This is a genomic window from Kitasatospora sp. NPDC032757 (assembly GCF_055579305.1).
In genome coordinates this window covers 123,336-136,795 of the sequence record NZ_JBVINN010000019.1, presented here as the reverse complement: position 1 = coordinate 136,795, position 13,460 = coordinate 123,336, and the positions used below count along the sequence as shown (strand labels likewise).

Annotated in this window: 13 protein-coding genes and 2 tRNA genes; 13 read left to right on the top strand and 2 right to left on the bottom strand. The window is 72.4% G+C overall.

Features of this window, described 5'->3' with window-relative positions; all coding sequences use genetic code 11:
* The first annotated feature begins 75 nt into the window (after window positions 1-75).
* The 7 genes from gyrA (at window position 76) to ACZ5WK_RS22030 (ending at window position 6,420) form a co-directional block, all read left to right on the top strand.
* Window positions 76-2,631, top strand: a complete 2,556-nt coding sequence (gene gyrA / locus ACZ5WK_RS22060; RefSeq protein WP_465549211.1) for a DNA gyrase subunit A — start codon at window positions 76-78, stop codon at window positions 2,629-2,631.
* Window positions 2,632-2,781: 150 nt separating this feature from the next.
* Window positions 2,782-3,534, top strand: a complete 753-nt coding sequence (locus ACZ5WK_RS22055; RefSeq protein ID WP_396322980.1) for a DUF3566 domain-containing protein — start codon at window positions 2,782-2,784, stop codon at window positions 3,532-3,534.
* Window positions 3,535-3,775: 241 nt separating this feature from the next.
* Window positions 3,776-5,161, top strand: a complete 1,386-nt coding sequence (locus ACZ5WK_RS22050; protein WP_465549177.1) for a class I SAM-dependent methyltransferase — start codon at window positions 3,776-3,778, stop codon at window positions 5,159-5,161.
* Between the two features lie 16 nt (window positions 5,162-5,177).
* A tRNA-Ile gene (locus ACZ5WK_RS22045) sits at window positions 5,178-5,254 on the top strand.
* A gap of 120 nt (window positions 5,255-5,374) precedes the next feature.
* Complete coding sequence (locus ACZ5WK_RS22040; RefSeq protein WP_465549175.1) at window positions 5,375-6,031, top strand: DUF6191 domain-containing protein; 657 nt, start codon at window positions 5,375-5,377, stop codon at window positions 6,029-6,031.
* Window positions 6,028-6,156 (top strand): DLW-39 family protein, encoded by a 129-nt coding sequence (locus ACZ5WK_RS22035; protein WP_014137031.1) that lies wholly within the window; start codon window positions 6,028-6,030, stop codon window positions 6,154-6,156. The genes ACZ5WK_RS22040 and ACZ5WK_RS22035 overlap by 4 nt, the downstream gene beginning before the upstream one ends.
* Before the next feature lie 191 nt (window positions 6,157-6,347).
* Window positions 6,348-6,420: transfer RNA gene (locus ACZ5WK_RS22030), tRNA-Ala, on the top strand.
* 84 nt (window positions 6,421-6,504) lie between these two features.
* On the opposite strand, the gene ACZ5WK_RS22025 is transcribed toward ACZ5WK_RS22030, so the two are convergent.
* Entirely contained in the window at window positions 6,505-7,377 is an 873-nt protein-coding gene (locus tag ACZ5WK_RS22025; protein ID WP_465549173.1) for a DUF5324 family protein, read from the bottom strand.
* A gap of 366 nt (window positions 7,378-7,743) precedes the next feature.
* On the opposite strand from ACZ5WK_RS22025, the gene ACZ5WK_RS22020 reads away from it, so the two are divergent.
* Window positions 7,744-8,649 (top strand): rhomboid family intramembrane serine protease, encoded by a 906-nt coding sequence (locus ACZ5WK_RS22020; RefSeq protein ID WP_465549171.1) that lies wholly within the window; start codon window positions 7,744-7,746, stop codon window positions 8,647-8,649.
* A 338-nt stretch (window positions 8,650-8,987) separates the two neighbouring features.
* On the opposite strand, the gene crgA is transcribed toward ACZ5WK_RS22020, so the two are convergent.
* Window positions 8,988-9,239: a cell division protein CrgA gene (gene crgA / locus ACZ5WK_RS22015; RefSeq protein WP_209415492.1), complete on the bottom strand. Its 252-nt coding sequence runs from the start codon at window positions 9,237-9,239 to the stop codon at window positions 8,988-8,990.
* A gap of 174 nt (window positions 9,240-9,413) precedes the next feature.
* On the opposite strand from crgA, the gene ACZ5WK_RS22010 reads away from it, so the two are divergent.
* From ACZ5WK_RS22010 to ACZ5WK_RS21990, 5 genes are all read left to right on the top strand, one after another.
* Window positions 9,414-10,175, top strand: coding sequence for a DUF881 domain-containing protein (locus ACZ5WK_RS22010; protein ID WP_465549169.1), 762 nt, complete (start codon window positions 9,414-9,416; stop codon window positions 10,173-10,175).
* 186 nt (window positions 10,176-10,361) lie between these two features.
* A complete protein-coding gene (locus tag ACZ5WK_RS22005; RefSeq protein ID WP_396322974.1) occupies window positions 10,362-10,538 on the top strand; it encodes a hypothetical protein in 177 nt (58 codons plus the stop codon).
* A gap of 54 nt (window positions 10,539-10,592) precedes the next feature.
* A complete protein-coding gene (locus ACZ5WK_RS22000; protein ID WP_465549166.1) occupies window positions 10,593-11,255 on the top strand; it encodes an aminodeoxychorismate/anthranilate synthase component II in 663 nt (220 codons plus the stop codon).
* Between the two features lie 5 nt (window positions 11,256-11,260).
* The gene (locus tag ACZ5WK_RS21995; protein WP_465549164.1) at window positions 11,261-12,520 is read left to right on the top strand and encodes a class E sortase; all 1,260 of its coding nucleotides are present in this window, start codon (window positions 11,261-11,263) and stop codon (window positions 12,518-12,520) included.
* Window positions 12,521-12,586: 66 nt separating this feature from the next.
* Complete coding sequence (locus tag ACZ5WK_RS21990; protein WP_465549162.1) at window positions 12,587-13,414, top strand: class E sortase; 828 nt, start codon at window positions 12,587-12,589, stop codon at window positions 13,412-13,414.
* The last annotated feature ends 46 nt before the right edge of the window (window positions 13,415-13,460 follow it).

The following is a 13,460-nucleotide window of genomic DNA, read 5'->3' as shown; positions in this document are numbered from 1 at the left end:
CGCGTGAAAGGAAACTGACCACCAGTGGTCGACGACAACCGTCCCGACGGCGAGCAGCCGGACGCCAGCACCGCCATCGACACCTTCGTGTCCCGGGTCGAGCCGATCGAGCTCGAGACCGAGATGCAGCGCTCCTACCTCGACTACGCGATGAGCGTGATCGTGAGCCGCGCGCTGCCCGAGGTCCGCGACGGCCTCAAGCCGGTGCACCGGCGCGTGCTCTACGCGATGTACGACGGCGGGTACCGCCCCGAGAAGGGCTACTACAAGTGCGCCCGCGTCGTCGGCGACGTCATGGGCAACTACCACCCGCACGGCGACACCTCGATCTACGACACCGTGGTCCGCCTGGCCCAGCCGTGGTCGCTGCGGATGCCGCTGGTGGACGGCAACGGCAACTTCGGCTCGCCGGGCAACGACCCGGCCGCGGCCATGCGCTACACCGAGTGCAAGATGATGCCGCTGGCCATGGAGATGATGCGCGACATCGACGAGGAGACCGTCGACTTCGCCGCCAACTACGACGGCCGCTCGCAGGAGCCCACCGTCCTGCCCGCGCGCATCCCCAACCTGCTGATCAACGGTGCCACCGGCATCGCCGTCGGCATGGCCACCAACATCCCGCCGCACAACCTCCGCGAGGTCGCCTCCGGCGCGCTCTGGGCGCTGGAACACCCGGACGCCTCCAACGAGGAGCTGCTGGAGGCCCTGATCGAGCGGATCAAGGGCCCGGACTTCCCGACCGGCGCCCTGATCGTCGGCCGCCGCGGGATCGAGGAGGCGTACCGGACCGGGCGCGGCTCGATCACCATGCGTGCGGTGGTCGAGGTCGAGGAGATCCAGGGCCGCCAGTGCCTGGTGATCACCGAGCTGCCCTACCAGGTCAACCCGGACAACCTCGCGCTGAAGATCGCCGACCTGGTCAAGGACGGCAAGGTCGCCGGCATCGCCGACGTCCGCGACGAGTCCTCCTCGCGCACCGGTCAGCGCCTGGTGATCGTGCTCAAGCGCGACGCCGTCGCCAAGGTCGTGCTGAACAACCTCTACAAGCACACCGACCTGCAGACCAACTTCGGCGCCAACATGCTGGCCCTGGTCGACGGCGTGCCGCGCACGCTCTCGCTGGACGCCTTCATCCGGCACTGGGTCAACCACCAGGTCGACGTCATCGTCCGGCGCACCCGGTTCCGGCTGCGCAAGGCCGAGGAGCGCGCGCACATCCTGCGCGCCCTGCTCAAGGCGCTGGACATGATCGACGAGGTCATCGCGCTGATCCGGGCCTCCGAGTCGGCCGACGCGGCCCGCAGCGGCCTGATGAACCTGCTCACGATCGACGAGCTCCAGGCCAACGCGATCCTGGAGATGCAGCTGCGCCGGCTGGCCGCCCTGGAGCGCCAGCGGATCATGGACGAGCACGACGAGCTGCAGCGCAAGATCGACGAGTACAACGCGATCCTGGCCTCGCCGGTCCGCCAGCGGGAGATCATCTCCGAGGAGCTCACCGCGATCGTCGAGAAGTACGGCGACGAGCGGCGCTCGACCCTCATCCCCTCCGACGGTGACCTCTCCATCGAGGACCTCATCGCCGAGGAGGACATCGTCGTCACGATCACCCGTGGCGGCTACGTCAAGCGGACCCGCTCCGACCTCTACCGCTCGCAGAAGCGCGGCGGCAAGGGCGTGCGCGGTGCCCAGCTGAAGCAGGACGACATCGTCGACCACTTCTTCGTGACGACGACGCACAACTGGATCCTGTTCTTCACCAACAAGGGCCGGGTCTACCGCGCCAAGGGCTACGAGCTGCCCGACGCCGGGCGCGACGCCCGCGGCCAGCACGTGGCCAACCTGCTGGCCTTCCAGCCGGAGGAGCACATCACCCAGGTGATGGCCGTGCGCACCTACGAGGACAAGCCCTACCTCGTCCTCGCCACCCGGGCCGGCCTGGTGAAGAAGTCCGCGCTGAAGGACTACGACTCCCCGCGCTCCGGCGGCCTGATCGCGATCAACCTGCGCCAGGACGAGCAGGGCCGGGACGACGAGCTGATCGGCGCCGAGCTGGTCTCCGCCGAGGACGACCTGCTGCTGGTCTCCAGGAAGGCCCAGTCGATCCGGTTCACCGCCACCGACGACGCCCTGCGGCCCACCGGCCGCGCCACCTCCGGCGTCAAGGGTATGGCCTTCCGCGAGGACGACGAGCTGCTCTCGATGAACGTCGTGCGCCCGGGCACGTACGTCTTCACCGCCACCGACGGCGGCTACGCCAAGCGCACCGGGGTGGACGAGTACCGTGTCCAGGGACGCGGTGGCTACGGCACCAAGGCGGCGAAGATCGTCGAGGGCCGGGGTTCGCTGGTCGGCGCCCTGGTGGTCGACGACACCGACGAGATCATGGCGATCACCCTGTCGGGTGGGGTGATCCGTACGAGGGTTTCCGAGGTTCGTGAAACCGGACGTGACACCATGGGCGTCCAACTGATCAACCTCGGAAAGCGCGATGCGGTCGTGGGCATGGCCCGCAACGCGGAGGCCGAGGACGAGGAGTCGATGGAGGACGAGGTCGAAGGCGCCGAGTCCCCCGAGGTGGCCGAGGGTACGGTGACGGCGGTCGGCGACGACGACGCCCAGGCCTGATCCGAACCGCAGGCCGGTGCCGCCGCGTCCAGACGAAGAGGCGCGGCGGCATCGGCCGCCGACCAGTTCCGGGCAATCCCGCCGGGCGCTGGATGACGAGTGACGACGCAGGGCGGTGCCGCCGTCCTGGTGGGAAGTGCGGGAGGACCAGTGAGTGGAGCCACGGGTGCTGCGGGAGGAGCCACCGGCGGCCGTCCGGGCGCAGCACAGGGCGGCGGGGGCTACGGGGTGCCGCAGCCGCCGGCCGAGCACCCGGCCTCGTCCACCTCGCTGATGCCACCGGTCGGTGCGGCGGGCCAGGGCGGCGGGGCGACGTATGGCGGCCAGTCGGCCACGCCTCCGCCACCGAGCGCCCCGGCGCCGGGTGGAGGCGGGTTCTCGCAGCCGACCACGTACGCCAAGGGGCAGCCGACGCCGCCCCGGGGCACCCGGGTGAGCGGTAACACCCCGCCCGGCGGCACGCCGGTCGCGGGCGGTGCCCCGCGCCGTCCGGCCGCCGCGCCGGCCGCCGCAGGCTCCGGCCTGGGCCGTACCCGCAAGGCCCGGCTGCGGGTGACCAAGGCCGACCCGTGGTCGGTCATGAAGGTCAGCTTCCTGCTGTCGGTGGCGGTCGGGATCATCATCATCGTGGCGGCCGCCGTGCTGTGGATGACGCTGGACTCGCTCGGCGTCTTCGACTCGCTGACGAAGACCCTCAAGGAGGTCACCGCCGGCGAGGCCCCGAACAGCGGCATCAACCTGATGGACTACGTCGGGTTCGGCAAGGTGATGACCTTCACCTCGCTGATCGCGCTGGTCGACGTGGTGCTGCTGACCGCGCTCTCCACGCTGTCGGCGTTCATCTACAACGCCGCGGCCGGTTTCACCGGCGGCATCGAGCTGACCCTGGCCGAAGAGGACTGACCCTCGGTCAGAATTCCCTCCGCGGACGGAATGAGCGGGCCCCGCAGGCTGTTTCAGCCTGCGGGGCCCGTCGGCATTCGGGTGACAGCCGGCCCCCGCGGCGTGCCGCCCGGATCGGCGTCCGCCGCGGTGGGATTAGCTGGGTGCGCTCGTTCCGAGTTTCCGAGTGCCGCTGGCCGCCCCCGGCCCGACCGGCCGGGGCTGGTACGGCTGTGCAGGTACGGCTGGACGGAGGCGCGCGATGGCTCAGCTCGCAAGGCAACTGGTCGAGGCCCTGGAGGGGCTCCTGGGGCTCCCGGTGCCGCTGCGGGTGCAGATCTGGGACGGCAGCACGGCCGGGCCGCCGGGGGCACCCACCGTCGTGCTGCGCAACCGGCGGGCACTGCGCCGCCTGCTCTGGCAGCCGGGCGAGCTGGGCCTGGCCCGGGCCTATGTCGCGGGGGACCTCGAAGTCGCCCCCGGTACCGACCTCTACGAGGTGCTCACGGCCGTCGCGCACTTCTCCGAGCGCCCCGAGATCCGGCGGCTGCGGCTGCGCCCGGACGACGTCCTCGGCCCCAGGGGCCGCCGGGCGCTGGGGGTCCTGCTGCGGGCCGGTGCGCTGGGCCCGCAGCCCGCCCCGCCGCCGGAGGAGGCCAGGACGGTCCAGGGGCGGCTGCACAGCCGCAGCCGGGACCGCGCGGCCATCAGCCACCACTACGACGTCGGCAACGACTTCTACGGCCTCGTGCTGGGCTCGTCGATGGTGTACTCCTGCGCCTACTGGGCGCCCGCCGCCAAGAGCCTGGAGGCGGCCCAGGAGGCCAAGCTCGACCTCATCTGCCGCAAGCTCGGCCTGCGGCCCGGGATGCGGCTGCTGGACGTCGGCTGCGGCTGGGGCTCGCTGGTGCTGCACGCGGCCCGGCACTACGGCGTCACGGCGGTCGGCGTCTCCATCTCCGCCGAGCAGGTCGCGCTGGCCCGCCACCGGGTCGAGGAGGCCGGCCTGGCAGGCCGGGTGGAGATCCGCCTGCAGGACTACCGGGAGATCCGGGACGACCCGTTCGACGCGATCTCCAGCGTCGGCATGGCCGAGCACGTCGGCGCCGCGCAGTACCGCGTCTACGCCGAGGGGCTCTACCGGCTCGTGGTGCCCGGCGGCCGGCTGCTCAACCACCAGATCGCCCGACGCCCGGACCTCCCCGGCGAGCCGTACCGCCCCAGCCCGTTCATCGACCGCTACGTCTTCCCGGACGGTGAGCTCTCCCCCGTCGGTTCCACCGTGGCCCGGCTGGAGGAGGCCGGCTTCGAGGTGCGCGACGTCGAGTCACTGCGCGAGCACTACGGGCTGACCCTGCGCGAGTGGGTGGCCAACCTGGAGGCGCGCTGGACGGAGGCGGTCCGCCTGGCCGGCCGCGGGCGGGCCAGGGTCTGGCGGCTCTACATGGCGGCCTCGGCGCTCGCCTTCGAGGAGAACCGGATCGGTGTGAACCAGATCCTCGCCGTCCGCACCGGTCCCGAGGGCGCCGCCCACCTCCCGGCCACCCGCGAGGAGTGGCTGCTCCGCCCCGCCACCGCCCCCCACCAGCAGAGCCCTGCCGCGAGCCCTGCCGGACCGGATTTTGGAGATCGGCCGTCGGTCCGCTAATCTTTCAGTGCGGCAAGGGCCTATAGCTCAGACGGTTAGAGCGCTTCCCTGATAAGGAAGAGGCCACAGGTTCAAGTCCTGTTAGGCCCACCACCGCGAAGGGCCCGGAGCGATCTCGCTCCGGGCCCTTCGGCGTTCCCGCGGCCGTCTGCCGGAACCGCGTGCCCGGCCCGGGGGTTGTACGGGTAGGGCGGGTGTGGAGGTGGTGGCGATATGGCGTTGTTCCGGGCGATGAGCATTCCCGGGCTGGTCTGTGCGCTGGTCGCGCCGGCCTTCGTCGACCAGCTGGCGCTCTGGGCGCGGAAGTCGCGCCGGATTTCCTGGCGGGGGACGGGCCGGGAGGGGCAGGCCTCGGCGACCGGGTTCGAGCAGCTGCACGCGCAGTTCGCGGCGGGCAAGCAGCACGAGCTCGACGAGCGGCGCAGCACGCTGATGCTGCGCGACGAGGAGGGCGAGGGGGCGCCGCCGCGGACCAGGGTGGACCTCGCGGCCGGTACCGCCGTGGTGGTGCCGCCGGCGCGGGGCTGGGTCCTGGACCGCTACGGGGCAGGTCAAGGGCGGTGTCCGGCGGGGCCCGGGTCGGGATCCGGCCGGGTTCTGGCCGCGCCCGGGCCGGCTTCCGGGCTCCCCCGGGCCGGGCCGACCGTACGACAGAAGGTGCGGCGTCAATCCTCCGGCCGGACCGGTCGGTTGGAGGCAGCGGTGGCTGGTCACGATTGGGACACCGGTGTGTATCATCGGCCGCAAGGGCAGTCTGGCACCCGGCCGCCCGTTCGTGCTCGTAACAATTCATGGACTCGTCGACCCGGCCATCCGGTCGGGGCACGGCTGTTGAGTCCGCTACGCAAGAAGGACGAGGTCCCGCGGTGAAGAAGCTTCTCCTGGTCGCCCTGGTCGCCCTCGGCGGCTTCTTTGTCTACCGTCAGGTCCAGGCGGACCGCGCCGAGCAGGACCTGTGGACCGAGGCCACCGACCCGGTCCCGGCCGGTCGCTGAGGACCCGGACGATCTGACGATCGACGATCTTCGGAGGCGCCGCACCGGCGTCTCCCGGGCCGGTCGGCCCGGTCTGGTGACCGGGCGGGCCGGCTTCCCGGCACCGTTCGGGCATGAGGTGCCGGGGAGGGCGTGGGATTCGCGCCGGAACCCGGTACGCTAGTGCCCGGCGGTGCGCACAGTGCCGTCGAGGGGCTTTAGCTCAGTTGGTAGAGCGCTGCCTTTGCAAGGCAGATGTCAGGAGTTCGAGTCTCCTAAGCTCCACAGTGGAAAAGCCGATCGGCCGCTGACCTGAATCCGGGTCAGCGGCCGATCGGCGTTTGCGGGGCGGGCGGTCAGGGCCGCCGGTCAGTGCGGCTTGCGCGGGTCGTGCGGCTTCGGGTGGTCGTCGCCGGGGCCGGGCTTGCCGGGCGTCGGGCCGGGCTTGGGGGCGCCGGTGCCGGCCTCGTCACGGGCCGTGGCGGCGTCGGAGGTGCCGCCGGAGGCCGGCCCGGCCGTGGAGCCGTTCACCAGGGTGTCCGCCCCGCCGGCGGCGTTGCTGCCGGCACTGCTGGCGGCGTGGGCGCCGGAGTGCTGGGGCGCGGCGGCGGAGCCGGTGGCCGGTGGCTCGACCAGCCACTCGGGGTTGCTGTGGTGGCGCCACCACTGCCAGGCCACGATGCCGCTGCCGATCGCGACGGCGCCGGCCACCGCCAGGCCGGTGGCCCAGCCGTTGCGGTGCTCCTTCTTGAGGTTCCGGGCGGCCAGGTCGCTGATCTCGGCGGACGTGACGTGGCCGTGCAGGGCGGTCAGCGCGGCGGCGCCGCGGGTGTGGGCCTCCTGCGCGACCGGGACGACGGTGGCGCGGGCCCCGTCGACCACGTGGGCGACCCTCGGGCCGACGGTGGTCCGGGCGTGGTCGGCCGCGTGGGCCGCGGAGAGCCGGGCGGCCAGCGCGGCCTCCTGGGCGCGGTGCAGGGCCTTGAGCGCGTTCTGCTGGGCCTCGGGCGGCAGGCTCGCGAAGGCGTGGCCGAGCTGCGAGGCGATGCGCTTGTCGTACTGGACGCGGGCATGGTGGGCGGCGTGGGCGGCCTTCGGCCCGATCGAGTCCAGGGCGGGCCCCAGGCGCTGCTTGGCGCCGTCCGCGAGGCTCACCGCGGTTTCCTTGGCGGTGGCGGCGTAGGGCGCGAGGGTGTCCCGGGTCTTGCCGGCCGTCTCACGAGCTGAGTCCAAACGGGTCACGAGTCTCTCCTCCTGGGTGGCGTCCTTTATGCACATATCCACCTGAATGCTGATCATGCATGCTGATTTGTCCCTGAGCATTCCGGGATGGGCCGTACGCGGGGCGGGCGGAGCGGAGGAGGCCGGGGAGGCGGGGGAGGCGGGGGAGACAGGGCGGAGGGGGCGGGCACCGGAGCGGACCGTACGAGGGCCGTGGACGGTGCGGGGGAGACGGCGAGCGGGGAGGCGGGGAGCGGACGAGAGGGGAGGCGCCGGGGACCGCCCGCGGCCGAGCGCGCCGCAGTACGCTGGCGATCCCGGTGGTACCCCGTTCGGCGGGGCGTCGCCGGGATCGTGTAGCAGGCGTGCGAGAAGGGGAAACCGCTGATGCTCCCGGACGAGCCCAGGCCGCCGACGGACCGGACCCCGGGGCCCGAGGGCGGGGCCGGCCCGGCGCGCTGCTACCGGCACCCCGAGCAGGAGACCGGGATCGGCTGTTCCCGGTGCGGCCGGCCGATCTGCCCGCAGTGCATGGTGAACGCCTCGGTGGGCTTCCACTGCCCGGAGTGCGTCCACGGCGCCAAGCGGGAGGTGCGGCAGGCGACGACCCGGTTCGGCGGGCAGCTGACCGCGGACGGTGCGCTGGTCACCAAGGCCCTGGTCGGGATCAACCTGGTGGTCTTCGTCCTCGCGGCCTACGTGCTCAAGCCGTGGCTGTCCGAGGACCTCTCGCTGTTCAGCGTGGGCCCGCAGATCACCGGCTTCCCGTACGGCGTCGCGGCCGGGCCGGACCAGTGGTACCGGCTGCTGACCGCGACCTTCCTCCACATCGAGCCCTGGCACATCGCCACCAACATGGTGATGCTGTGGGTGATCGGCCCGACGTTGGAGATGGCGCTCGGCCGGCTCCGCTTCCTGGGCGTCTACCTGCTCTCGGGTCTGGCCGGCAGCGCCTTCGCCTTCCTGCTGGCCGGCGGCTTCATGAACTCGCTGGGGGCCTCCGGCGCCATCTTCGGCCTGCTCGGCGCCACCGTGGTGATGTACAAGCGGGTCAGGGCGCCGCTCGGCCCCGTGGTCGCGCTGCTGGTCTTCAACCTGATCGTCACCTTCTCGGTGACCGGCATCGACTGGCGCGCGCACATCGGCGGGCTGGTCGCCGGGACGCTGACCGCGATCGGGCTGATGTACGCCCCCCGGGACCGCCGGGGGGCGGTCCAGACGCTGACGGTGGTCGCGGTGGCGGGCCTGGTGCTGCTGATGGTCCTGGTCGGGATGGCCCGCTACGGCGGGTGACGCGTCCGGACGTTTGTCCACAGCGGGTGGGGAGTAGTGCACAGCCAGTTGGGCTACTGCCCTGTGGGCGCCTGTTCTACGCGTGTCCCGCTGCGGCTGTTCGGCATTCGGGGGATGGCGTGCGGGGGTGTGGAAAGCGCGCCGGGCGCGAGTTATCCACAGGCGGCGGGGACTTTTCCCCAGTGTGGATAACCATGTGGATAAGCGCGATAAGCGGGATAACCGACGGCTAACTCCACGGAGCCGATCCGCACCACCGCGTCCGGGCGCGCCACAACGCCGTCCCGGGCGGAACTCGCCCGGGACGGCGGAATGCGCTCAGGGCTGGAGCCCCGGCGTCACTTCCACTGGGTGGAGACGCCGAACCCCGCCGCGATGAAGCCGAAGCCCACGAGGATGTTCCAGTTGTGCCAGCTCTCGACCGGCCAGCTGCCGCTGGTCACGTAGTAGGTGACGATCCACACCAGTCCGACCAGGAACAGGGCCAGCATCAGGGGGGCTACCCAGCTGCGGCCCGTGCTGATCTTCACCGCGGCGGCCGTGGTCGGCGGCGTGTAATCGGACTTCTTGCGGAGTCGAGACTTCGGCACGAGGAGCTCTCCTGTCGATGCGCTGTGAGACCGCGCAGGGGTTCACCGGGGGGTCGGGCGGCCGGCAGTGGCGGTTGTGGAGAACGCTATGGGGACCGCCCCCGCACGTGCCACCGGCGTCCGTTAGCGTAGTGGTTCGGCGGGTCCGAAGGAGATAAGGGTACGGTGACTAATTTGTCGATTCCCCCTCGGCCGGCCCGTACCCGCGCCTCCGGCACCCGAATTGTCGGCCGTGCCCTGACCTGCGCGGTTTTCGCGCTCGCCGGGCTGCTCTTCTACATCAGCGCGCAGACCGCCCGCGGGACCGACCTGCGCACCGACAACTCGCTGCTCAGCCTCAGCGACGTGATACGCCAGCGCAGCGCGCAGAACCAGCAGTCGCAGGCGCAGCTCGCCGACCTCCAGGCCCGCTCGCAGGAGCTCACCGAGCAGCAGGGCGGGAGTCCGGCCGAGGCCTCCCGGCAGGACGCGCTCCGGCAGGGCGCCGCGCTGGAGCCGTTGCAGGGGCCCGGCCTGACCGTCACCCTCAACGACGCCCCGCCGAACGCCACCGCGCGCATCCCCGGGGTGCCCGAGCCCGGCGTCAACGACCTGGTCATCCACCAGCAGGACATCCAGGCGGTGGTCAACGCGCTCTGGCGCGGCGGCGCGGAGGGCGTTCAGGTGATGGACCAGCGGCTGATCTCCACCAGCGCCGTCCGCTGCGTCGGCAACACCCTGCTGCTGCAAGGACGGGTCTACTCGCCGCCCTACGTGGTCAAGGCGGTCGGGAAGACCGACGGGCTGCGGACGGCGGTGGAGACGGACCCGACCATCCGCAACTACCTGCAGTACGTGCAGGCTTACGGACTGGGCTGGAAGGTCCAGGAGAGCGGCGACCTCACCGTGCCGGGCTACTCCGGCACCGCCGACCTGCGTTCGGCGACCGGCCAGTAGCGGGGCGGGCCCGCGGCGGGCCGCCGGGAGCGGGCGGCCGGCGGTGGGCGCGCCGTCGCCGGCGGGGCCGGCGGCGGGCGGCAACGGCCGGGCGGCGACGGGCCGGTGCCACTGTGGGAAGCCCGCCCCGCGGCCGCGGATCACGGGTCTACTCTTGTCCCCAGTCTGTTACGTCGAGGGAGCACCATGTACGGCTGGATCTGGCGTCACCTCCCGGGGAACTCCCTGGTCCGGGCCTTCATCTCGCTGCTCCTCGTCGTGGGGGTGGTCTACCTCCTCTTCACGTACGTCTTCCCGTGGGCGGAACCGCTGCTCCCCTTCGGTGACGTCACAGTGGACGGCGGCGACGGCGCCGCCGGCTGACCGGCGGCCCTGCTCCTCCTCCCAGCCCCCGCATCCCACGGAGATAGCGCGCGAATGACCACCCAGCCGACCCCGCCCCGCATCCTGGTCGTCGACAACTACGACAGCTTCGTCTTCAACCTGGTCCAGTACCTCTACCAGCTCGGCGCCACCTGCGAGGTGGTGCGCAACGACGAGGTGACGGTCGAGCACGCGGTGCGCCGTGACGGGGCGACGGGCTTCGACGGGGTGCTGCTCTCCCCCGGGCCCGGTGCGCCGGAGGAGGCCGGGGTCTGCATCGAGATGGTCCACCACTGCGCGGCGATCGGGCTGCCGGTCTTCGGCGTCTGCCTCGGTCTGCAGTCGATCGCGGTCGCGTACGGCGCGGTGGTCGGCCGGGCGCCCGAGCTGCTGCACGGCAAGACCTCGCTGGTCGAGCACGAGGACGGCGGGGTCTTCGAGGGCCTGGCCTCGCCGCTCACCGCGACCCGCTACCACTCGCTGGCGGTCGAGCCCGCCACCGTGCCGGACGAGCTGGTGGTCACCGCCCGGACCGAGAGCGGCGTGATCATGGGGCTGCGCCACCGCGAGCTGCCGGTCGAGGGCGTGCAGTTCCACCCGGAGTCGGTGCTCACCGAGGGCGGGCACCGGATGCTCGCCAACTGGCTGGCCGAGTGCGGCGATCCGCTGGCCGTCGGCCGTTCGGCCGGGCTCGCCCCGGTGATCGGCCGGGGCTGAGCCGCGTGACCGCGGTGCGTCCGGAGGGGCGTTACCAGTCGGGGTCCGGCCCGCACGAGGGCGACCGGTACGGCTACGGCCAGGGCCCGCAGAACGGCCAGAGCGGCCAGAGCGGCCAGTACGGTCAGACCGAGCAGTACGGCCGGAGTGGCCAGAACGGCCAGTACGACCCGTACCAGGCGCAGCAGTTCCCGCAGGGCGGGGCCGTCCCCGGCCGGCCGGGCCAACCGGCGCAGGGCGGGGCCGAGGACGCCTGGGGCGTCTACGAGCAGGCCGAACCTCCCCGGCAGCCCCACGGGCCCCGGCAGGGCGGCTCAGGCGCCCCTGACGGCCCTGGCGGTGCCGGGGGCCCCGGTCTCCCGGACCAGCCCGAGTACCCCTGGCTGGCCGACCAGACCCTTCAGCTGCGCCTCCTGCCGGCCGCCGTCGGTGCGGACGCGCCGCCGGTCGGCGGCCGGGCGGAACGGCGCCGGGCCGCGCAGGGCCGGATGTCGGTGCGCTCGGGCGGCGGGCGCCGCCGGGCGAGCGGCCGGGCCGCGGCCGGAGGGCCCGCGCGCCCCAAGGAGTCGGTGGCCGTGGTGGCCGCCCGGTTCGTCGGCGAGCTCTGCATCACGCTCGGCCTGGTGATGCTGCTGTTCGTCTCCTACCAGCTCTGGTGGACCAACGTGCAGGCGGACGCGGCCGCCGACGGCGCCCGCAACCAGCTGGAGCAGCAGTTCGGCGCCGCCCAGCCGGCGCCCGGTGCGTCCGGGCCGCCGGCGCCGGATCCGGCCAAGCCCGAGACCTTCGAGCCCGGCAAGGGCTTCGCGATCATCCATCTGCCGAAGCTGGGCCTGAAGTTCCCGATCGCCGAGGGCACCTCCAAGCCGGCGGTGCTCGACAAGGGCCTGGTCGGCCACTACACGGGCACCGGGATGCCGGCCGACAAGACCGGCAACTTCGCGCTGGCCGCGCACCGCAACACCCACGGTGAGCCGTTCCGGCACATCAACCAGCTCACCAAGGGCGACAAGATCGTGGTGGAGACCGCGACCGCGTACTACACGTACGAGGTCACCGGCGGCATCCCGGAGACGCCGCCGTCCAACGTGAGTGTGATCAAGCCGGTGCCCAACGGCTCCGGGTACGGCCAGGCCGGTCGGTACATCACCCTGACCACCTGCACCCCGGAGTTCAGTTCCAAGGCCCGCCTGATCGTCTTTGGCAAGATGATCGAGGAACGGCCGCGGAGCCAGGGCAAGCCGCCGGGACTCACGGTCGGCTAGGGCCCGAGGCAGCAGGGGTGCGGCGGACCGCCGCCGCACCCGTGGACAGGTACGAGGGGAAGCACAGTGACCCAGGACGCGACGGCGCAACCGGCGGCCGAGGAGGCCTTCCCGTCATCCCCGCCCCCGCCGGCCGGCAGGGGTCGCAGCCGTGCGCTGGCCGCCCTCGGCGTCTTCGGCGAGCTGCTGATCACCCTGGGCCTCGTGCTCGGCCTCTTCGTCGCGTACTCGCTCTGGTGGACCAACGTGCAGGCCGACGCTTCGGCGGACCGGGCCTCCGACAAGCTGCGCAGCTCCTGGGCGGCCGGCCCGGCCACCACTCCCCCGGCCGCCCCCGGGGCGACGGCCACCCCCGGTGCTCCCGCCGCGAGCGGTGCTCCCGCCGCGCCCGGCCCGGCCTACGGCGCGGGTGACGGGGTCGGCTTCCTGCACGTCCCGGCGATGGGCAAGGACTTCCAGGTGCTGATCCGGATGGGCACCGACACCGCCACCCTGGCCGAGGGCGTCGCCGGGGTGTACGAGCAGCCGTACCGGGCGGCGATGCCCTGGGACGAGACCGGCAACTTCGCGCTGGCCGCGCACCGGGACGGCCACGGGGCGAAGTTCCACGACCTGGACGCCGTCCACAAGGGCGACGCGATCGTGGTCGAGACCAAGGACAAGTGGTACGTCTACAAGGTCGACAACACCCTGCCGGAAACCTCCAAGTACGACACCGGCATCGTGGCGCCCGTCCCCAAGGGCTCCGGCTACCAGAGCCCGGGCCGCTACATCACGCTGACCACCTGCACCCCGGTCTACACCTCGCGCTACCGGATGGCGGTCTGGGGCAGCCTGGTCCGGGCGGATGCCATGGACGCCGAGCGCACTCCGCCGCCGGAGCTGCGCCACTGACCGCGCCGCAGGGCCGGAGACGCCCGAGGGCCCGTCGCAGCGGTTG